This window comes from Arthrobacter sp. D2-10, assembly GCF_054161285.1.
The window spans coordinates 2,686,267-2,707,731 of record NZ_CP096431.1; the positions used below are offsets into that span (position 1 = coordinate 2,686,267).

The 21,465-nt window shown below is 64.7% G+C and carries 18 protein-coding genes; 11 read left to right on the top strand and 7 right to left on the bottom strand.

Features of this window, described 5'->3' with window-relative positions; genetic code table 11:
* Positions 1-9: 9 nt before the first annotated feature.
* Entirely contained in the window at positions 10-1,746 is a 1,737-nt protein-coding gene (locus tag M1D74_RS12590; RefSeq protein WP_309071602.1) for a nitrite/sulfite reductase, read from the bottom strand.
* Positions 1,747-1,871: 125 nt separating this feature from the next.
* Positions 1,872-2,630, bottom strand: a complete 759-nt coding sequence (locus M1D74_RS12595; protein WP_458115511.1) for a sirohydrochlorin chelatase — start codon at positions 2,628-2,630, stop codon at positions 1,872-1,874.
* A 62-nt stretch (positions 2,631-2,692) separates the two neighbouring features.
* Between M1D74_RS12595 and M1D74_RS12600 the strand changes: the two genes are divergently transcribed.
* The 4 genes from M1D74_RS12600 (at position 2,693) to M1D74_RS12615 (ending at position 5,335) form a co-directional block, all read left to right on the top strand.
* Complete coding sequence (locus tag M1D74_RS12600) at positions 2,693-3,325, top strand: trimeric intracellular cation channel family protein (protein WP_309071600.1); 633 nt, start codon at positions 2,693-2,695, stop codon at positions 3,323-3,325.
* 35 nt (positions 3,326-3,360) lie between these two features.
* Positions 3,361-3,783, top strand: a complete 423-nt coding sequence (locus M1D74_RS12605) for a hypothetical protein (RefSeq protein ID WP_309071599.1) — start codon at positions 3,361-3,363, stop codon at positions 3,781-3,783.
* A complete protein-coding gene (locus M1D74_RS12610; protein ID WP_309071598.1) occupies positions 3,780-4,253 on the top strand; it encodes an HIT family protein in 474 nt (157 codons plus the stop codon). The genes M1D74_RS12605 and M1D74_RS12610 overlap by 4 nt, the downstream gene beginning before the upstream one ends.
* A 653-nt stretch (positions 4,254-4,906) precedes the next feature.
* Complete coding sequence (locus tag M1D74_RS12615) at positions 4,907-5,335, top strand: endonuclease domain-containing protein (protein WP_458115512.1); 429 nt, start codon at positions 4,907-4,909, stop codon at positions 5,333-5,335.
* Positions 5,336-5,472: 137 nt separating this feature from the next.
* Here the strand turns inward: M1D74_RS12615 and M1D74_RS12620 are convergent, their stop codons facing one another.
* From M1D74_RS12620 to M1D74_RS12630, 3 genes are all read right to left on the bottom strand, one after another.
* Complete coding sequence (locus M1D74_RS12620) at positions 5,473-6,576, bottom strand: polyprenyl synthetase family protein (RefSeq protein WP_309071596.1); 1,104 nt, start codon at positions 6,574-6,576, stop codon at positions 5,473-5,475.
* A gap of 234 nt (positions 6,577-6,810) precedes the next feature.
* Positions 6,811-8,079: a geranylgeranyl reductase family protein gene (locus M1D74_RS12625; RefSeq protein WP_309071595.1), complete on the bottom strand. Its 1,269-nt coding sequence runs from the start codon at positions 8,077-8,079 to the stop codon at positions 6,811-6,813.
* The gene (locus M1D74_RS12630; RefSeq protein WP_458115513.1) at positions 8,080-8,844 is read right to left on the bottom strand and encodes a demethylmenaquinone methyltransferase; all 765 of its coding nucleotides are present in this window, start codon (positions 8,842-8,844) and stop codon (positions 8,080-8,082) included.
* Positions 8,845-8,927: 83 nt separating this feature from the next.
* Between M1D74_RS12630 and M1D74_RS12635 the strand changes: the two genes are divergently transcribed.
* The 5 genes from M1D74_RS12635 (at position 8,928) to M1D74_RS12655 (ending at position 14,340) form a co-directional block, all read left to right on the top strand.
* On the top strand, positions 8,928-10,280 hold the full coding sequence (locus M1D74_RS12635; protein WP_309071593.1) for an isochorismate synthase: 1,353 nt from the start codon (positions 8,928-8,930) through the stop codon (positions 10,278-10,280).
* A 127-nt stretch (positions 10,281-10,407) separates the two neighbouring features.
* Positions 10,408-11,211 (top strand): transporter substrate-binding domain-containing protein, encoded by an 804-nt coding sequence (locus tag M1D74_RS12640; protein WP_309071592.1) that lies wholly within the window; start codon positions 10,408-10,410, stop codon positions 11,209-11,211.
* 78 nt (positions 11,212-11,289) lie between these two features.
* Entirely contained in the window at positions 11,290-12,075 is a 786-nt protein-coding gene (locus M1D74_RS12645) for an amino acid ABC transporter permease (protein WP_458115514.1), read from the top strand.
* Positions 12,076-12,078: 3 nt separating this feature from the next.
* The gene (locus tag M1D74_RS12650; RefSeq protein WP_309071590.1) at positions 12,079-12,831 is read left to right on the top strand and encodes an amino acid ABC transporter ATP-binding protein; all 753 of its coding nucleotides are present in this window, start codon (positions 12,079-12,081) and stop codon (positions 12,829-12,831) included.
* 90 nt (positions 12,832-12,921) lie between these two features.
* Positions 12,922-14,340 (top strand): D-alanyl-D-alanine carboxypeptidase family protein, encoded by a 1,419-nt coding sequence (locus M1D74_RS12655; RefSeq protein WP_458115515.1) that lies wholly within the window; start codon positions 12,922-12,924, stop codon positions 14,338-14,340.
* Between the two features lie 22 nt (positions 14,341-14,362).
* On the opposite strand, the gene menD is transcribed toward M1D74_RS12655, so the two are convergent.
* Entirely contained in the window at positions 14,363-16,030 is a 1,668-nt protein-coding gene (gene menD, locus M1D74_RS12660; RefSeq protein ID WP_458115516.1) for a 2-succinyl-5-enolpyruvyl-6-hydroxy-3-cyclohexene-1-carboxylic-acid synthase, read from the bottom strand.
* A gap of 137 nt (positions 16,031-16,167) precedes the next feature.
* Here menD and M1D74_RS12665 point away from each other — a divergent pair, with 137 nt between their 5' ends.
* Positions 16,168-18,216, top strand: coding sequence for a PhoX family protein (locus tag M1D74_RS12665; RefSeq protein ID WP_458115517.1), 2,049 nt, complete (start codon positions 16,168-16,170; stop codon positions 18,214-18,216).
* 55 nt (positions 18,217-18,271) lie between these two features.
* On the opposite strand, the gene M1D74_RS12670 is transcribed toward M1D74_RS12665, so the two are convergent.
* A complete protein-coding gene (locus tag M1D74_RS12670; RefSeq protein ID WP_458115518.1) occupies positions 18,272-19,264 on the bottom strand; it encodes an o-succinylbenzoate synthase in 993 nt (330 codons plus the stop codon).
* A gap of 122 nt (positions 19,265-19,386) precedes the next feature.
* On the opposite strand from M1D74_RS12670, the gene M1D74_RS12675 reads away from it, so the two are divergent.
* Positions 19,387-21,381: a fibronectin type III domain-containing protein gene (locus M1D74_RS12675; RefSeq protein ID WP_458115519.1), complete on the top strand. Its 1,995-nt coding sequence runs from the start codon at positions 19,387-19,389 to the stop codon at positions 21,379-21,381.
* The last annotated feature ends 84 nt before the right edge of the window (positions 21,382-21,465 follow it).

Genomic DNA, 21,465 nt, shown 5'->3' on the forward strand with positions numbered 1-21,465 from the left:
GTGACAGGCTCACTGCAGCACTCCTTCCTCGGCACGGTGTGCCCACTGGGCGAAGGTTTCGTTCTCGTGGCGGTCTTCGGCGTAGCGGCGCACGACGCGCTCCACGTAGTCGGGCAGGTTCTCGACCGTGACCTTGAGGCCGCGGATGGTCCGGCCAAGGCCGGCTTCACCGCGATCGACGGCTGCCAGGCCGCCCCCAAGGTGAACCTGGAAGCCCGGCGTGGGATCGCCGTCGGGCGTTGGAAGCATCATGCCCTTCAGCCCGATGTCCGCCGTCTGGATGCGGGCGCAGGAGTTGGGGCAGCCGTTGATGTGCAGGGCTATGGGCTGGGTCAGGATCCCGTTGTCGACGAGGTCGGCGAGCCGGCGCTCCAGTTCAGCGATAGCGGTGGCGGCGGTGACCTTGGTTTCGACGATCGCGAGCTTGCAGAACTCGATGCCCGTGCAGGCGATGGTCGAGCGGCGAAACAGTGACGGACGTGCCGAAAGACCCAGCGCATCCAGTTCAGCGATGAGCGGTTCAACACGGTCCTTCTCGACATCGAGGACCACGAGCTTCTGGTGCGGTGTGGTGCGCAGGCGGGTGGAGCCGTGTGCTTCCAGAGTGTTCGCGAGCGAGGTAAGGATGGTCCCGGAAACCCGGCCTACAGTGGGCGAAACACCGATGAAGAACTTGCCGTCCTTCTGCTCATGGACACCCACGTGGTCGCCCGGGGTTTCGGGCTTCGGTGCAGCCGGACCGTCAGGAAGCTCGAAGCCAAGGTACTCATCCTGAAGGACCTGGCGGAACTTTTCTGCACCCCAGTCATTCAGGAGGAACTTCAGGCGGGCCTTGGTGCGCATGCGGCGGTAACCGTAGTCACGGAAGATGCTGGTCACGCCGAGCCAGACTTCAGCGGCCACGTCAGGAGTGACGAACACGCCGAGACGCTCGGCCAGGCGTGCGTTGGTGGAGAGGCCGCCGCCCACCCAAAGGTCGTACCCGGCGCCAAGCTCGGGGTGAACCACGCCGACCAGAGCGAAGTCGTTGATTTCGTGCACCACGTCCTGGCTGGGGTGGCCGGTGATCGCGGTCTTGTATTTGCGCGGAAGGTTCGCCAGTTCCGGATCTCCGATGAACCGTTCGCTCAGCTCGTGAATCAGCGGTGTCGGGTCGAGGATCTCGTCCTTCGCGATGCCGGCCACGGGGGAACCGAGGATGACGCGGGGAACGTCGCCGCAGGCCTCGGTGGTGGACAAACCGACGGACTCGAGCCGGTTCCAGATCTCCGGGACATCCTCGACCCGAACCCAGTGCAGCTGAATGTTCTGCCGGTCCGTGATGTCCGCGGAATCCCGAGCGAACTCGGTGGAGATGCCGCCGATAACGCGCAGTTGTTCGGTGGTGAGAGCACCGCCGTCGATACGCACGCGGAGCATGAAGTACTTGTCCTCGAGCTCGTGGGGTTCAAGCGTGGCGGTCTTGCCGCCGTCGATACCCTGGCGACGCTGGGTGTACAGGCCCCACCAGCGGAAACGCCCGTGAAGGTCGGTGCTGTCGATCGAGTCGAAGCCGTTCTTCGCGTAGATGTTCTCGATCCGCTCCCGAACGTTAAGCCCGTTGTCCTCCTGCTTCCAGGTTTCGTTGGCATTGAGGGGCGTGGTGCCGTCGACTTTCCACTGGCCGTGCGGCTTGGCTGCGGGCCTTGTGGCACGGGGTTTACGTGCGCCTGCCGGGCTTGCTTCGGTCGCGACTGAACTCGTCATGTAACGACAGTAGGACCCGCTTCAGACGCCCTTCAAAGGTTCGGCAACACCCGTTCACGTGGCGACACGGCACGTCACAATCGCGTCAAAGTATTGACAGTGCCCGCACCGGAAGGTGACCGGCTCTATGGACGGGCGCACGCCGACACATGCGCCCTGCAGGGACGGCCACAGTCACGGGTGGGGTCCGGCGTCTCAAGGCGGCTGACGGCGTCGTCGTATCGAGCAAGCGCAATTTCGGCCACCGCCGTGGACGGGAGCAGGGGTGCACTCACCACTGTCCCACCTGCCTTGGCGAGCTGGTCGTGGAAGTAGCCGGGCGCCAGCAGGTAGGACGCGATGGCCGGACTTCGGGCGCCGTCCTGCGCCTCGGCTACCGCTTCGGGAACCGACGGGCGCGCACTGGCGCCGTATCCGACGACGATGCGCCCGGGGCGCAGCTCCTTGAGCTGCTCCGCGAGCTCCCCCACGTCGACGGCAGCACACGCGTCCGATGACCCTGCAGCTGCAAGTACGACGGCATCTGCCGACCCCACTCCTGATTCCTCCAGCCGCTGCTGCAGCAGCTGCGCCAGCTTCGGGTCAGGTCCGAGCGGCGCGGCGGCGAAGGTGTCCGGCCGACTCTGCACTGCCTCAGCGATGTCGACCTTGACGTGATAACCCACCGAGAGGAGCAAGGGCACTATGACAGCAGGCCCGTGCGGGAGTGCGGCGACGACCTCCGGGAGGTCAGGCTCCTGAACGTCAACGTACGCTTCGCGGATGTCCAGCTCGGGCCGCAACGCACGCATCTCATCACGCAACCGGTTCACAGCGGCCTGCCCCTCAGCGCTGCTGGTGCCGTGTGAACATGCGATCAGGACGGGTCGGTTAGACGTCTGCATGTTGGCCATTGAAGCACCCGCCTGCGACTATTGACAGTTGTGTCCCGTAACGCAAAGACCTCATGAACGCGCCGCTGATCCTTGACCTTGTCGGCGTTTTCTTCTTTGCTGTCTCTGGATCTTTGCTGGCAGCTCGCAAGGGCTTCGATCTCATCGGGTCGCTCCTGCTGGCTTGCCTTGCCTCGCTGGGCGGCGGCGTGGCGCGCGACCTGATCATCGACGTCGAGCCTGTGGCGTTCTACAACCCGCTGTATCTCGTGCCGCCGCTTCTGGCGGCCGTGCTGGTTTTCTTCCTTTTCTCCCACCTCGAGAAGGTGAGCACGCTTCTGGTGCTGTTCGACGCCGGCGGTTTGGCGCTGTTCTGCATCGTCGGGGCCCTCAAGGCAATCGACCAAGGATTGAATCCCGTGGCGGCAGTGCTGCTTGGGGTGACAACCGCCGTCGGCGGCGGACTGCTTCGCGACGTCGTCGCGAACGAGGTGCCGCAGCTTTTCTCCGGTGACCTGTACGCGCTCCCCGCGTTCCTCGGGGCCACCCTGGCTGTGTCACTGGAGATGCTCGGACTGTTCAACGTCGTGACCGGAATAGCGGTCGCCGTCCTGGTATTTACCCTCCGGTTGCTCGCCTGGCGGTCGGGCTGGAAGGTACCGCTCGCGGCTCAATCACGTCATTTCGAACCCCCGCACGCGGGATAGGATGAATTATCCCCCCGACACCACCTGGAGCCACTGTGACCGAGCTGTTCCTGGATAAATTCCGCGCCCTTGTACCCGCCTACTTCGAGGAAGCGTGGGTGCCGGAAGACGGCCTGTCCGAGGACGAACTGGCCGAACTGCGCGAGGGCCAGGACTTCCCCCTGCCGCTGGCACTGCGCGAGTTCTACCTCGCGGTCGGCGCCTCCGAGGACCTCATGGAAGCGTTCCACTACGTGTGGGATCCGGACGAGCTGGAAATCGAGGACGGGTTCCTGCTGTTCATGGAAGACGTCGACGAAAAATTCGTCTGGGGAGTCAAGGCGGACCAGTTGAACGTCCCGGATCCGATCGTATGGCGGCGCAACAACGCCCGCGGCTCCTGGAAAAACGAGGAAGGAACGTTCAGCGAGTTCATGCTCGACATGTTCGACTGGGTGTTCGACGAAGAGGCCGAATGACCTGGAATACCCACGCGCCGGAGGGCTACGAGTGCCCGTTCTGCGACCTGGCATCGGGCGAGTTCAGGTTCGCGACCAACCTCTGCGAGCCGGGCGACCTGATCTACTCGGATGAACTGGTTTTGGCGTTCATCGCCTCCCACGGCTTCGATCCGAACCCTGGGCACGTGCTGGTGACACCGCGCGCCCATTATGAGCTGCTGTATGAACTGCCCGACGACGTCGCCGGCCGCATCATGACGGTCACCCGCGACATGGCCATCGCCATCAAGCGTGCGTGGAATCCCGACGGCGTCTCCACCCGCCAGCACAACGAGCCGGCCGGCAGCCAGCACGTCTGGCACTACCACCAGCATGTGCTCCCCCGCTGGCACGACGACGGCTTCTACTTCACGCCGAAGCGCCCGATCGTGGCCCCGGCCATCCGCGCACGCAAGGCCGCCGAGCTCCGGTCAGCGCTCGGCCTCTAGTCCTCCGTCCTGGTGTGCCCGTGGCCGCGTGCCGCGCACAATCCTGCACTTTCTGGCTGGATATGTGGCTCTGTGTTGGAGAATTCGGCTGGAACACGCGGGTCAGGTTCGCCGCCGGTCAAGAAGATGCAGGATTCTGCCCGACCGGACTCCAGAACACTGCCGCTCCACACGATTCCCCCGCAGCCGACTTTACCCACATAGCCGCCTCAAGCCACCGGAGGCTCCGCCAGCCGTTTGAGACTTGCAGCATGGATCCCTCTCAAGCGTTGCATCGTGTGGGCGGCGCAGCGCCGGTGCGAACGCTCCGACAGCGGGGCATCAGCCGCCGTGCAATCGATGCCGCTGTCAGCTCGGGCTCAGTCATCAAAGTGCGACGAGGAATACTCGCCGTCCCAGGAGCCGCTGCTGACTTCGTCTCGGCAGTAACCCACAACGGTCGCCTAACCTGCGTTTCTGCCGCGAGCCACTTCGGTTTGTGGTGTTTGAATTCATCTGGTCCCCTCCACATGTGCTGCCCTGACGGGGCCAGCGGCGTCCACGTGAATCACCGATCTCTCACTGTGCCCGCTCACCCTTACCTACCGCTGGTGGGGTTGGGTGACGTGCTCCTGCACGCCCTCAGGTGCCGTCCCCTGCCTGAAGCAGTGGTCATGGTCGAAAGTGCCGTGAGACGTGGCGATATCGCGCTTTCCTTTCTATTCGAGCACCTCGAGGGAGATCGAAATGGCAAGGCCCGCACCGCGCTGCAACAGGTGACCGGGTGCGCTGAATCGCCCATCGAGGTCGTCGCGAGGCTACTATTTGTCGCCGCTGGGTTCCACGTGGAGACGCAGGTGCGCATCGAGGGCGTAGGACGAGTCGACTTCCTCCTCAACGATTCTCTCGTCGTCGAGATCGACGGTGCAGCCTTCCACTCCGATCGCAAGGCGCTCCGACGGGACCACCGCCGAAACAACTCGACGCTTCTGAACGGGTTCCTCATTCTCCGCTACGGCTATGAGGACGTCATGTTCGAGCAGGAAGCCATGTTGGACGAGATCCGTTTGGAGTTACGACGAGGGCGCCGCCGCAACGGCTAACACACGCGCATAATCCTGCACTTCCTCGGCGACCTCTCCACCGTCACCCCAGCAGTGACGCGGGCGGGCACGCCGGCACTCCTTTGGGCAGCCCAGAATGTGCAGGATTGTGCACACAGGCAAACCTCCCAGCGCAGCTAGACGTCCCGGCTGACGACCGCCTGCGCGAAGCTCGCCAGCGCCGTCTTCACGGTGCTCTCGGGCAGCGGGTCGAGGGCAGTTACGGCGTCTTCCGCCCACTGCTGCGCTACAGCCCAGGCCTGCTGCGTCGCGGAATGCTCCCGGAGGGCGGACACAGCTTCGGCCAGAGCCTCGTCCGAGGTCAGGTCGCCGTCCACCAATTCGAGTACACGCTGCGCTGACTCATCGCCGGCAGCAGCAGCCTGGCGCAGCAGGAGTACCGGCAGCGTGGGTACGCCCTCGCGCAGGTCGGTGCCCGGGGATTTTCCGGACTTCGCCTTCAGCCCAGTGACATCGATGACGTCGTCAGCAAGCTGGAAGGCCACGCCGACCTTCTCGCCGTAAGAAATCATGACGTCAACGGCTGACGCCGGCGCATCCGCGAAAATTGCACCCAGTTGGCCTGACGCTGCAACCAGGGAGCCGGTCTTGTCGGCGATGACCGAGAGGTAATGCTCCACGGGGTCCTCGCCGTCCTGCGGGCCGACGGTCTCGTGCAGCTGGCCGAGGCAGAGCCGCTCGAAGGTTCGCGCCTGGATCCCGAGCGCACGCGAGCCCAGCTCAGAGACGAGGATGGACGCCCGCGCGAAGATCAGGTCGCCGGTCAGGATGGCTACCGAGTTGCCCCATACCTCATGCGCGGTCGGGGCTCCACGGCGAAATGGCGCGGAGTCCATGACGTCGTCGTGGTACAGGGTTGCAAGATGCGTCAGTTCGACGACGACGGCGGCAACCACCACTTCTGCCTTGGTTGCATCCCCGAGGTGGGAAGCGAGGATTGTCAGCAGCGGACGGATTCGCTTGCCGCCGGCTTCAACGAGATGCCGGGAGGTGGCGTCGGCCAGGGGGTCGGAGCTGGAGATGGCTTCCCGCAGCTGTTTCTCGACCTTCGCAAGGCAGGTCGATACTGCCGGGCCGAGCTCCGGATCCTCAGCAATCAGGGCGAAACCTGCGGGCAGGCGCAGCCCAGTGGCGATCACGCCGGTACTCGGCTCCAGCTCGTCGATGAGCGGGCGCGGATGGCCAGCGCTGGTCCAGCTGGTTTGGGGGGAGTCCGTCATGCGTCTAAGCCTATCGGGCGAGGGGCCCGCTGCGAGCGCAGCGAGTAGTGGGAGCCCGATAGGCGCTATCGGGCGAGGGGCCCGCTGCGAGCGCAGCGAGTAGTGGGAGCCCGATAGGCGCTATCGGGCGAGGGGCCCGCTGCGAGCGCAGCGAGTAGTGGGAGCCCGATAGGCGCTATCGGGCGAGGGGCCCGCTGCGAGCGCAGCGAGCGAGGGGGCCAGCACGGGACGGGATTACTGGTTGCTTGTGGCGGGCACGAGGCGTTCGAGGACATGAATGAGCCGATCCTCAAATCCCCTGCCCTTTGAATCGGTCAGGTTGGCCAGCATCCGCACCACGAACCGCATCAATACCGGGATGGGCATGCCCGTGCGCAAGGCGAGGCGGAGGATGGCGGGCTTGCCGATGAGCTGAGCGAAGATTCGTCCCAGCGTGAAGTGGCTCCCCCACTGGTCCCGGATATACGGCGCGTAACCGGACAGCACAGTGTCCCGCGCAGTTCCGGGTTCCACGGCGAGCGACCTTTCGATGAACTCTGCCGCATACCGGGCGGACTCCATGGCATAGGAAATTCCCTCACCGTTGAACGGCGACACCATCCCGCCGGCGTCACCGAGCAACAACATGCCCGGCGAGTAGTGCGGAGTGCGGTTGAACCCCATCGGCAGGGCGGCGCCGCGGATCTCACCGACCTGGTTGTCCTCGCCGAACCCCCACTCGGCAGGCATCCCGGCAGTCCAGTCGCGCAGTACCTGCTTGTAATCGAGCTTCCCGAACGAAGCTGAGGAGTTGAGGATTCCCAACCCCACGTTCGATGTCCCATCACCCACACCGAACACCCAGCCGTAGCCGGGCAGCGGCTTCCCGGAGGCATCCGGCAGTTCCAGCCAGCCCTCCATCCAGGGGTCGTCATGCCGGGGACTGGTGAAGTAGGTCCGCACCGCAACCCCGAGTGGGCGGTCGTCCCGCTTGGCCATGCCAAGGCTCACCGCCGTGCGGGTCGAATTGCCGTCGGCGGCCAGCACGACGTCGGCGCTCAGCGTCTTCTGCTCGCCCGTCCGCCGGCCGTCAGGACCGAGAACGTTCACGACGACGCCGGTCACCCGCCCGCTGGCGTCCCGTACAGCTTCGGTCACGGAGTGGCCCTCGAGAATCTGCGCACCTGCGGACCGGGCATGCGACGCGAGCTGCTCATCGAAGCCGAGGCGGGTGCGGATCAAACCGTAGGACGGGAAGTCTGACAGCTCCGGCCAGGGAAGCTCAACGGTTCTCCCGCCGGCCAGCAACCGGAGGCCGACGTTCCGCCGCCATCCGAGTTCCTCGCCGTGCGGGAGTCCCAGGAGCTGGATTTCCCGTACCGCACGGGGCGTGAAGCCGTCCCCGCACACTTTCTCCCGGGGGAAGAAGGTCTTCTCGACAACCGTCGTTTCGATGCCCGCGGAAGCGAGGTAGTAGGCAGCGGTCGATCCGGCCGGCCCCGCTCCGATGATGAGAACTGACACTTAGTTCGCGGCCCTGCTGCTGCGGCGGCGCTGGCGCGTTTGGGAGGCTGCCGCAGTCATCGTGATGCTGGCTTCCGGCTTGGTGGCACGGTGCACCGCGACGATTCCACCGTTGAGGTTGCGGTAGGCCACCGAGTCCCAGCCGCTGCCGGTGATCCAGGCGGCAAGCTCGTCCTGGTTGGGCCAGGCGCGGATGGACTCGGCCAGGTAGACGTACGCTGCCGGGTTGGAGCTGACTTTGGTGGCGATTGCCGGGAGGGCCCGCATCAGGTACTCGGTGTACATGGTGCGCCAGAGCGGGATGGTGGGTTGGGAGAACTCGGCAATCACCAGGCGGCCGCCGGGCTTGGTGACGCGAAGCATTTCCTCCAGCGCGCTGGCGGGACGGTCCACGTTGCGCAGCCCGAAGGAGATGGTGCAGGCGTCGAAGGAGTTGTCGGCGAACGGCAGGTTCGTGGCGTCACCGGCGATGAAGTCGATGTCCGGGCGGCGGCGCTTGCCTACCCGCAGCATGCCGAGTGAGAAATCACACGCAACCACGTGGACACCGGCGTCGGCGAACGGCTCGCTCGAGGTTCCGGTGCCGGCCGCCAGATCAAGCACCCGGTCACCCGGCTTGGCGTCCACCGCATCGACGACCACCCGCCGCCAGCGGTGGGTTTGGCCCAGCGACAGCACGTCATTGACGACGTCGTACTTGGGCGCCACGTCGTCAAACATGGCAGCAACTTCGTCGGGACGCTTATCCAGCGATGCTCGATTCACCCCGTCATTGTCTCAAACATTGAACAGCTCCCCCAATCACGAGGGATCGGGGGTACTGCGGCGCGGGAGTAGGCTAGGGCATCATGAACAATCCGTCCCCTGTTGCAGTGGCGACACCGCTGAACCAGGTGCCGGCCCTTCGCAGCATCACTTTTGAGCGGGGCGACCTCCAGCTCGACACCGGCCTGCTGGACTACGTGGTGCGCAATGACGTGCACACCTGGATTCGTCGCGGCGGCGGCATCGTGGGCTTCGGTGAGGTCGCGCGCTTTACTACGCATGGACCCGGCCGTTTCGCCGAGGGGCAGGCGTGGTGGCGTGAGGTTGTTGCGGCGGCCGACGTCGTCGACCCTCTCGCTCAGCCCGGCTCCGGGTTGATGGCGTTCGGCTCATTCGCCTTCTCGAAGACCTCCCGCCATCTGTCCCGGCTGATCGTGCCGCGGATTATCGTCGGCAGCCGCGAAGGTAAAGGCTGGCTGACCTACATCACGGACGACGACGGAGCCGAGTTGAGTGCCTCCGCCGCAGAAGCACTGCTGGCTGACTATCTCGATGAAGTCGAACCAGAACGCAAACCCTGCCCGGAGGACCGGCTCGCTCCGGGAATCCTGACGGAACAGCAGTGGATGAACGCCGTCAGTCGGGGCGTTGCGCACATCCGCGAGGGTGAGTTGAACAAGCTTGTCCTGGCCCGCGACGTTGTCGCGGAACTCGGATCACCGGTCTCCACGGCGCAGGTCCTCCGTGAACTCGCTGTCCGGTACTCCGACTGCTGGACGTACTCGGTGGACGGGCTCATCGGCTCGACGCCGGAGATGCTCATCAAGGTTGAAGAACGGACAGCGCGCGCCCGCGTCCTGGCGGGCACTCTTGACCGGTCGACGGAGCCCGCAGGTGAGACCGGCTACGCGGAACGGGTACTGGCCGGCTCTGAGAAGCAGCAGCACGAGCATGAAATCGCCATCGACTCCCTGACCCGGCAGCTGGAGCCGTTCACCCGGACCATGACCTCACACAGTGAACCCTTTGTCCTCGAACTCCCGAACGTGTGGCACCTCGCCTCCGATGTGAGCGCGGAACTCGCTGTTGACAGCGAGGGCAATGTGCCGTCGTCGTTGGCGCTGGTTGAAGCGCTGCACCCAACCGCCGCCGTCTGCGGGACGCCCACCACGGTGGCGGGTGAGCTGATCCGCGAGTTGGAACACCTTGAGCGCGGCCCCTACGCCGGGCCGGTGGGCTGGATGGATTCGGAGGGCAACGGCGAATGGGGTATAGCCCTGCGCGGCGCTGTCATTGAGACACCCACGCGTATCCGGATGTACGCCGGGTGCGGCATCGTCGAAGGCTCGCAACCGGTGGCGGAATTGGCTGAGACGTGGAGTAAATTCCGCCCCATGATCGAGGCCTTGGGCCTCCGGACTCCTGCCCGTTCCTAATCCGATTAGGCCTCAACTGTTGGTTACTAATAGGCAACACCTGTAGCCTGTGATGCACATCTCGATAAAGGCTAGAATCGTCGATGACGTTTCTTTACTTACTCCGTCCCCTGAGCTGAGGTACTGCATGTTTTCGAAGATTTACAGGTCGCTTGCCGTTGTGGCAGTCGGCACCCTTGCACTGACCGCCTGCGGCGGCGGATCCGAATCCGAGGAGGGCGGCGAAGCAGCAGGTGGCTCCGAGCTGAACCTCGTGTCCCCCGGCACGCTCACGGTGTGCTCCGACATCCCCTACGAGCCGTTCGAGTACGAGGAAAACGGTGAGTATGTCGGGTTCGATATGGACCTGATGCGCGAGATCGCCACCGGCCTCGACCTCGAACTGTCCGTTCAGGACGTCGGGTTCGACGGTCTGCAGTCCGGTGCAGTGCTCGCTGCCGGTCAGTGCGACGTCGGCGCCAGCGCCATGACGATCACCCCGGAGCGCGAAGCGAACCTGACCTTCGCCGATCCGTACTACGACTCACTGCAGTCGCTGCTGGTACCGGCCGACTCGGACATCGCTACGCTTGAGGACCTCGCGGGCGAATCCGTGGGCGTCCAGCAGGGAACCACCGGCGAAGCTTACGCCCGCGACAACGTTCCCGGAGATACCGAAGTGGTTGCTTTCCCGAGCGACGCTGAACTGTATGCAGCACTTCAGGCCGGCAACGTGGCAGCGATCCTCCAGGATCTTCCCGTCAACCTGAACCACACGCAGGATGGGGAGTACACCATCGCCGCGGAGTTCGAGACCGATGAACAGTACGGTTTCGCGTTCCCCAAGGAGGGCAGCGAAGCTCTCGTCGAGGCTGTGAACGCCCAGCTTGCTGAGCTGCGGGACAGCGGTAAGTACGACGAAATCTACAACACCTACTTCGAGGAGCAGTAAGCTTCCACGGACTTGCGGCAGTTCCAGGTTCTGGGACTGCCGCAGCCGTGTCCACCTCCTGAAAGATAGGTAAAACACGTGAGACCAACTACCCGCAAGCGCCTGTTCCGCGGTGTCCTCTACGCCATCTTCATCGTCGCCGTTGTCGTCGTCGTTGTGTTGGCGGATTGGGAAGCGATCCGCACCAACTTCTTCAACCTTGATGTGGCGGCTGAGGCTTTTCCCACGATCGTTACCGAGGCGGCCAAGAACACTGTCATCTACACGGTGATAGCGTTCATCGGCGGTATGATCGGCGGCCTGATCCTGGCGCTGATGAAGCTCTCTCCCGTAGGTCCCTACCGCTGGGTGGCCACCGCCTACATCGAGCTTTTTCGAGGCCTCCCCGCGCTGCTCGTGATTTTCGGCTTTGCCTTCGCAGTTCCGATCGCCTTTTCATGGCGTCCGCCGGGGGGCTCGACCGGAGCCGGCCTGATCGCGTTGATCGTGGTTTCGTCGGCCTACATCGCTGAAACTATCCGGGCAGGCATCGAGGCCGTACCGAAGGGGCAGGTTGAAGCCGCGCGCTCGCTCGGCATGCGTCCGTCCTGGACGCTGGTGTCCGTTGTGCTGCCACAGGCGTTCCGGATCATCACTCCTCCGCTGACCAATGAGCTGGTCATCCTGATCAAGGACACCTCGCTCCTCTTCATTGCCGGTATGGCGCTCGGCGACAGGGAACTGACAACGTTCGCACGTGACACAGTCTCTTCGCAGGCGAACTCGACGCCGCTGGTGCTTGCCGCACTGTTCTACCTGGTCATCACCCTTCCGCTCACACAGCTTGTCGCCAAGCTCGAACGCCACAACAAGAGAGGCCGGTAGGTCATGACCGAACGGATCAGGACCGACGTACCCGCCATCGAGGTACGCCAGCTGCACAAGTCCTTCGGGGACAACGAGGTGCTCAAGGGCATCGACTTCCACGTTGACCAGGGTGAGGTGGTGTGCGTCATCGGCCCGTCAGGGTCGGGGAAGTCCACGCTGCTGCGCTGCGTGAACCGGCTGGAGGAGCCTACGTCGGGAACCATCATGGTTGAGGGCATGGACATCACCGACGAAGACACCGATCTGGACAAGGTGCGCACGCGCATCGGCATGGTCTTCCAGCAGTTCAACCTCTTCCCGCACCTGAACGTGCTCCGCAACCTCACTCTTGCGCAGATCCGCGCGAAGAAGCGAGGCAGGGCGGAAGCGGAGGAGATCGCGCGCCGGAACCTCGCCAAGGTCGGGCTCGCCGAAAAGGCGGACGCCTTCCCGTCGCAGCTTTCGGGCGGCCAGCAGCAGCGTGTGGCCATTGCACGTGCCCTGTCGATGGACCCGGACATGATGCTTTTCGACGAGCCCACCAGCGCGCTTGACCCGGAGCTGGTAGGCGACGTCCTGGATGTCATGAAGCAGCTCGCCCGTGACGGCATGACCATGATGGTGGTCACCCACGAGATGGGCTTCGCGCGGGAAGTCGGCGACCGTGTGGTCTTCATGGACGGCGGAGTGGTCGTTGAGCAGGGCAAGCCCGAGGACGTCCTCGGCAACCCCCAGCACGAGCGCACCCAGGGCTTCCTCTCGAAGGTTCTCTAACCGTGATTTAAGGGCCATTCCGAAATGGGTTGGTGCGTGGGAAGATGAAACGCACCAACCCGCTTTAGTCTCCCCTATCTCAGGAAACTCATGTCCGAGCTCGCTACCGCCGGACGTCCGCGCCTGAGGGCGCGGTTCGCCGCCGTCGTCGTTGTTTGTCTCACCCTGCTCCTGGGGCTGCTGACCGCACCGCCTGCAACAGCCGCCCTCCCGGTCAACGATCCCAACAATGTCCAGGTGCTGGTGACCAAGTCCCGGCCCCTGAATCCGCTCAGGTACGTCCCGCCGGACCTCGTGACCTATCCCGGAACGGGCTACGTGCTCCGGCGCGAGGTGTCCGCGAACCTGCAGAATCTTTTCGCCGGTGCCCGCAGCGCCGGGGTTCCGCTTGCTGTCGTCAGCGCCTACCGTTCCTATGACCAGCAGGCCGCCCTGTACAACTCGTACGTGGCCCAGTACGGCCAGGCGGTTGCCGACACCATCTCCGCACGTCCCGGCCACAGTGAACACCAGACCGGGCTCGCCGTCGACGTCGGCAATGCCAGTGGCTCCTGCGGTCTCAACGCCTGCTTCGCCACGACGGCCGGCGGCCGCTGGGTCGCAGCGAACGCTCACCGTTACGGGTTCATCATCCGCTACCCTGACGGGTACCAGTCCACCACCGGTTACACCTTCGAACCGTGGCATCTGCGGTATGTCGGTCGGTCCGTGGCAACCGAGATGAGGACCCGCGGCATCCCCACCATGGAGCACTACTACAACGGCTCCAACCCATCGATCAAGTATTCCGCCGACCTTGTCGCCGCAGATTCCACGGGCACGCTGTGGAACTACCCGGCCAGCTACCTGAACGGGTTCCGTCCGCGGGGTCGGCTCGGAGCAGGCTGGGCAGGACTGAAGGCGGGTTTCAACACCGATTGGAACGCCGACGGATACCAGGACATCCTCGCCCAGTGGACCGACGGCAGGCTCACGCTCTACCGCGGACTGCGCGGCGGAGGCTTCCAGGCGCCGGTCCAGATCGGCAACGGTTGGGGCTCGTACGACGTCGTTGTGGGCACCTGGATCCGCGGCAGCCGGTATCCGTCGGTTGTAGCGAAGGACCCCGCGGGAGCCGTGTGGCACTATCCCAATGCGTCCGGGGGCGGCTTCTCCACGTCCGCCATTACGCGGATCGGGCAGGGCTGGGGCGACATGCGCTTGGCCATGGCTGACTGGGACCGCGACGGAAACCAGGACATTCTGGCGACGAGGAGCAGCGGTCAGCTGATGCTTTACCGTTCCAACGGAGTAGGCCGCTTCATGAATGAACCAGCGAGGGCAATCGGCCAGGGCTGGCAGAACATGGACAGTCTCACGGCCGTCTCAGGCTTCCAGGGCCCGGGAACCTACGGACTGCGGGCACGCACGGGAACCGGTGGCCTCATCTACTACCCGATGCCGGGCAATCGGTGGGGAACTGCCTCCGGCATCGGCCAGGGCTGGCAGAGTTACCGGATCTTCCGCTGACGCGGAGCGCAACGAGCGCCAATCAGCGCCCGACGGCGGCAGCCACCGCCTGCTTCACCCGAGCGTGAAAGGAACGCAGCCCGGTACGGTCGGTCCTGACTTCCAGGACCGACCGCCCCCGGATTGGCACCTCCAGTGCGGCGTCCAGTTCGTCGACGGTGCCGATCAAGCGGTGACTGACCCCGTACCCTGCGGCGAGTGCCGCCAGGTCTGCAGTGTGAGGGGTACCGAACAGGCGCTCGACGGCGGAGCCGTAGCGTTCCAGCGTGGCCGGCTCCCCGTGCTCGAGGAGCCCGAAAATACCTCCGCCGAAATCATTCAGCACAACCACCTGCAGGTCAGGCTCTTCTTCTCCCGTGCCGAGCAGGAGGCCGCCGGCGTCGTGCAGGAAGGTGAGATCGCCGACCAGCAGGCGGGTCGGGATTCCGGCTGCCAGCGCAATGCCGGTAGCGGTGGAGACCGTCCCGTCGATCCCTGCCAGCCCGCGATTGGCGTAGACCTCAAGGGGATGCCAGTCACCCGTTGCCGCCAGATCGACGTCGCGGATGGGGTTGGACGACCCGATCACCAGGTTCCCCGTGGTGTTTTCCCATACGGCGTCGGCCACATGCAGGCCCGTGAGCGCCGGTTCCTCATCGAGGCGCAACTGAAGTGCCGCCTCGGCGCGGGCACCGGCTTCCCGCCACTGCTCAAGCCAACCCTCGCTGCCTTTCCCCGCGAAGGCGAGCAACCCCTCGAGGGAGTCGATCAGCCGTTCGCTGCGCCGCCCCTCTTCAAACCACGCCTGCGGTTCGGGAACGTACAGCGCACGTTCGATGTCGGTGCGGGCCATCAGCGCGGCAACCGGCCGGGACAGGGTCGGCCGGCCGAAAACCACCACCCTCTCGATGCGGTCGGCGAAGTGCTCGATCACAAGCCGGTAGGCTCCGATCGCTGACGATCCGAAGCGGGCATTCGACGACGGCTCGGCGAGGAGCGGCAAGCGAAGGTGCTGCGCGAAGACCGCCGCGAGTTCACCCGCTCCGTGCCCCGCAAGCACTATGGTCCGTGTACCGTCGGACGCAGCGGTGGGCGGCGTCGTCGTCGTTGGTTCACTCGGGTCGCGGAGGCTGCTCGCCCCAGGGGCCGGAACGGTCGTGGGCCGCTCCGATGAGTCCGCAATACCCGGCACAAGCGGATCCCGGAACGCCAGGTTCACTTGAACGGGGCCGGACGGTCCTTTGGCGCCTTGAGCGTCGGCGAGCGCCTGTGCCACAAAGGATGTCGGGTCCGTTCCGGCGGGCACGTCCACGGCGGAGCGGACGTGGTGGCCGAAGAGGCCTGCCTGGCGGGTGGTCTGGTTCGCGCCGGTTCCGCGCAGTTCGTCCGGACGGTCGGCGGAGAGGATCACGAGGGGCACTGCCGCGTGGTTGGCTTCCATGACGGCGGGAAGCAGCTCTCCGACGGCGGTCCCGGAGGTCGTGACGATTGCCGCTGGGCGCTGGGAACCGAGCGCCAGACCAAGGGCGGTGAACCCGCCCACGCGCTCGTCCACCCGAACATGGATGCGGAGCTCACCGCGATCGTTGGCCTCTGCCAGCGCGTAGGCAAGCGGAGCGCTGCGCGAGCCCGGAGCAAGAACGACGTCGGTGATTGAGTGAGCGCGAAGCGCGTGGACAACTGCGCGCGCGGATTCGATCGAGTTCACCATCCCATCCTTGCACTGATGCACCGACGCTTGGCCGCGCTCAACAGTTAACTCGCGGTTCACCTGTTGGTCCTTGGACCGACAGGTGGGGCTGGCACCCTCGGACTCGACCGTACTCCTTTGGAAGGCTTGACTCCCCCATGACAATCGAACCCCGGCGCCGTTTCCTCCCCATGCTCGACCATGTGAAGGGCAAGCGCAGTGCCGTCACCTGCGCGCTCAAGTGTGACAATGCCTGCGCTAAAGCCGTCTGCAACACGTCGGACAACAGCTACATGCGGGATATCGTTTCCGCCGAATATTCACGTCGAAATGTTCTCGGTGTGGGTGCTGTCGGCGCGCTGACCCTGCTCCTTGGTGCCAACGCCGTCAATCAGGCACCGTCCGCGGCAGCTCAGGGACTCTCCCCCGCCGCGAAGGCAGGCGGGCGCCTCAGCTTCTCCGCTATTGCCCCAGTGCCAGCATCCGTTGACGAGTTCACTGTCCCAAAGACCTACTCGTGGGAGCCCATCATCCGCTGGGGCGACCCCATCCTTCCGGGTGCCCCCGAGTTCGACCCCAACAACCAGACCCCGGAGTCACAGGCCGGCCAGTTCGGGTACAACAACGACTACCTGGATATCCTGCCGCTGGACAAGAAGAAGACCCGCGCTGTCCTCGTTGCCAATCATGAGTACACCAACGAGAACATCATGTTCGCTCCGGGCACCGATGCCGCCACCATCCGGGCGATCGCCAAGAATGCCCACGGCATGGCGGTCGTGGAACTCGAGCGCAAGAACGAGGGCTTCCCCTGGAAGTACGTGCGCGGCGCCAGGCTCAACCGCCGCATCACCATGTCGACTCCGTTCACGCTCTCCGGCCCGGTCGCCGGATCGGACCTAGTCAAGACAGCAGCGGATCCCGATGGACGGACTGTTCTTGGAACCCTGAACAACTGCGCCGGCGGAACCACTCCGTGGGGCACCATCCTCTCCGGCGAAGAGAACTTCCAGGGCTACTTCAAGGTCACCGCTCCCACTGCTGAACAGCGCCGTTACGGGATGACCAACGCCAACCCCGGACGCGGCTGGCACCTCGACGAGCCACGCTTCGATGCTTCGACCGAGGAGTACAAGAACGAGCCGAACCGCTTCGGCTACATCGTTGAGCTGGACCCGATGGACCCCAACTCCACTCCGGTCAAGCACACCGCCATGGGCCGCTTCAAGCATGAGGGTGCCAATGTCCGGGTCAATGATGATGGCCGTGTAGTCGCCTATATGGGCGACGACGAGCAGTTCGATTACCTGTACAAGTTCGTATCCCGCGACAAGTACATCGAGGGCAACCGCGAGCACAACAAGACCCTGATGGCCAACGGTGACCTCTTTGTTGCACGCTTCCGCGGCAACTCCGAGGCCGAGATCGACGGCTCGGGCGCAGTGCCCTCGGACGGCGCATTCGACGGCACCGGCGAGTGGATCCCGCTGACCCGCGGCGGACGCAGCGCTGTCCCGGGTATGAGCACGGAAGAAGTACTTGTCTACACGCGGCTTGCGGCTGACAAGGTCGGCCCCACCAAGATGGACCGCCCGGAGGACGTCGAGCCCAACCCCGTCACCGGCAAGGTGTACGTCGCCTGCACCAACAACTTCAACCGCGGTGTCGGTACACGCGCGAAGGCTGACGAAGCCAACCCGCGCACCCAGAACCGTGACGGCCACATCGTTGAGATCACCGAGACGAACAACGACGCCACGGCTTCCACGTTCAACTGGAACCTGCTGATGGTGTGTGGCGATCCTGCGCAGGGTGACGTGACGTACTTCAGCGGATACCCCGTTGACCAGGTGTCTCCGATCTCCTGCCCGGACAACGTCGCGTTCGACTCCGTGGGCAACCTCTGGATCTCGACCGACGGTGCGCCGTCCGGCATCGGATACAACGATGGCCTGTTCAAGGTCACCCTCGAGGGCCCCAACCGCGGCAAGGTTGAGCAGTTCCTCTCCGTGCCGCGCGACGCTGAGACCTGCGGACCCGTCATTCATGACCAGGAAGGCATGGTCTTCGTCGCGGTGCAGCACCCGGGTGAAGACGGCTCGTGGGGTAACAACACCTCCCTGTTCCCCTACGACGGAACCGGCCTCCCCCGCCCGTCAGTGGCCCAGGTCTTCCGCGGAAAGAACGGCAAGGGTCTGCGCAAGTAGCCTCTGCGCGGACGCGGCCGGGGTATGCGGACATCGCATACCCCGGCCTTCGCCGTTAAGCCCCGGACGCAAGGATGGCGTGGACGCGCCGCAGCCGGTTGCGCCACCACTCGACGCGGTCGGCCGGCGCAGCGTGGCGTTCGAGGAGTTCCTCTGACACCGATACCGGACGCATTGGCAACCAGCCACCGCTGGGCAGCAGCGGCTCATCCGACACGTCGCCTTCCATCAGTGAGAGCGTGGCCAGTCCGTTGGCGTACGGCAGGTTCGGCAGGGCGGCAGCCAACGCCACACCGGCTTGAATACCCACGGAGGTGTCCAGGGCAGAACTTACGACGGCGGGAAGACCCGACTGAGCCACAATGTCCAGTGCGCGTCGGACTCCGGCGAGCGGTGCAACTTTCACGACGATGAGGTCCGCTGCATCCTCACGTGCCACACGCAGCGGATCCTCGGCCTTGCGGATGCTTTCGTCGGCCGCGATGAGCACCGGAATCCCGCGCCGTCGCACTTCCAGCCGAACCGCCCGCAAACCATCTGTGTCCATAACGGGCTGCTCGGCATACTCAAGGGAGTACGGTGCAAGAGCCTCGAGAGCCGATAGAGCTTCGGCGTGGTTCCAGCCTCCATTGGCGTCGACGCGAAGCTTGGCCCCGGGAAGGAGCCGCCGAACCTCCGCCACCCGAGCCACGTCGTCGGCGAGGGATTGTCCCCGTTCCGCGACCTTGATTTTGACGGCGCTCACGGCACCGAACCGCTTCAGAACGGGTTCGACGTCGGCCACCCCCACTGCGGGCATGGTTGCGTTCACGGGGACCCGGGAGCGCACCGGTGCCGGGAATCCCTCCCAGGCCGCTTCGATCGCGGCACGCAACCAGGCAACCGACTCGTCGTCCGGGTACTCGGGAAAGGGAGCGAATTCGCCCCAGCCCGCCGGTCCACGGAGAATCAGGGCCTCACGGTGGGTGATTCCTCGGAAGCGGACCCGCATGGGGAGGGCTACGACCTGTGCAGTCGCCAGCAGTTCCTCGGGGGTGGGTTGCTCCATTGCACCAGCGTACGGGAGCACCGACAAGCTAATTCCAACCTCCTGGGGCGATCGTTGGCTCAGCAGGCGATCGGTCTGCATTCTCTTTTGGGGCCGTCCGCCCCATCACGGAAGGATGCGAGATGCATTCACATAGCCCCGTTATGCCCAGTAAGTCCAGAGGCGCTCCACGCTCGCGAAAGCGCATTACGAACCTGCTCGCCGGAACCACCACGCTGGCACTCGTTGCGGGAGGAGCGTCCGTCGTCATGGCGGCGAACCCACCCACCGGGCCAGGAAACATAGAAATCTTTACCAAGCGCGACATGGTGGCTATCGAGGGCTACACCGCGCAGGCGGGTGAGAACGCCACTATCCGGGTGTCGCGCGGCGGCTCCCTCATCGGCGTTGCACACGGCGTGGTCGATTCCACCGGCTTCCTTGAGGTGAACCACCCAGGCGGCTCGTGCTGGGACGTGGTGACCCCGAACATTTCGGGGGGCGATGAAGTCACCGTCGAATTCTCCGAGGGCGTCTCGGATGGAGCGGTGGCTGGATCAGCGGTCATCACCAACGTGGCGCGGCAGGATCTGCCGGCAACTGCGGCAACCGGTGATGTCGAGGGCAAGGTTGTTGTCTCCGGAACTTACGGCTCTGACGTGAACCTCGAGCGTATGGCGGTGGAAATCGTCAACCCCGACATGAGAGACATGGGCATCGGTGAGCGGGCAATTGGTTGGCCGGATGACGAGGTGCCTACCGGTTATACAGTGGATGGAAACGCTGAGAACGGTACGTTCACCGTCACATACGGGTTCTTCTCGAAGGCAGAAACTGACGCAGCCTTCGCCGGTGATCCATCGGTTGCCAGCTGGCAGGCCGAGCCTGTCGGCGTTGAAGCCCAGCTCGGCCTGACCATCTCCGAGTTCAAGGAGATCGACGGCCCGGGCTTCGGTGGTTGCCCCGCCGGCCCCTCAGGACAGGCGCCCAATCAGCCGACCGAAGTCTTCGCCAGTGCAGTGGGCAACAACAGCATCACCGCTACCTGGAAGCCTTCAACGGTTCCCGCAGACGCTCCGGCCATCACCGGCTATGAAGTGATCGCTGAAGATACCGTCCTCGGCCAGGAGGTCAGCATCAAGGTCGGCGCGCAGGCCACGAGCGCCACCCTGCGCGGATTGGTGAACACGCAGGCCTACCCCGTCAAGGTAGTCGCGCTGAACGGCCAGGCCAGTACCCCGGCGGCAGCGGGCACAGTCACTGTGACAAGCGCTGCAGAAGCGCCGACCGCTTCGGCTCCGTCGGCTCCCGGCAGTGTGGCCGTCAAGGACGGTTCCCTGCTCGGAACCGCTGACGTCACCTGGAGCCCAGCTGCCGCCAACGGTGCTGCGGTGACCGGCTACACCGTCAAGGCGCTGTCCGGAACCACAGAAGTCGCCACAGCTACAGCTGCCAGCGGGGCCACGTCGGCCAAGCTCGAGGGGTTGCAGCCCGGCACCACGTACTCCGTCGTCGTCACAGCAAACAGCACCGCTGGGAACACCTCAGCAGGGCCTGTTGCCTTCACCGCGAAGGCAGGATCCCTGGAAGCACCATCAGCTCCCAACGTTGTCCGGGTCACTACCGGCAATGGCACCGCCACCGTCGAATGGCAAGCAGCAACTGCGAAGAACACGCCGGTCACCGGGTACATCCTGACGGCCACGCCTTCAGGAGGCACTCCGGTCGAGGTGAGAACCGACGCAGCGGCACGAAGCGCGGTACTGGGCGGGCTGACCAACGGAACCACCTACGCGCTGAAGCTCGTGGCCACCAGTGCCGGCGGAGACAGCGCCCCCGCCGCCTTCGTCGCGGGTGCTCCGTCGTCGGTCACTCCTGCGGATCAGCTCACAGCCACCGCAGAGTTCCGCTCTGACCGGAGGGAATGGCGGATCAGTGGTACCGCGAGCATCACCGCCGGCAACACCATCACGGCGCGCAGTACCAACACTGCCGGATCCGTGATCGGAACGGCCACAGTCGCCGCAGACGGCAGCTGGACTATCCGCACTCGTAACTCCAACGTTGCCGTGACGCCGACGATCAAGATCTCGTCTTCGGCAGGCGGATCCACCACCGTATCCGTCAGTACCCGGTAACGGCAGAACACTGAAGCAGGAACCCGTCCGCACGCCACTCCAGCGTGCGGACGGGTTCTGTGCGCCGCAGCATTCCCGATTCAG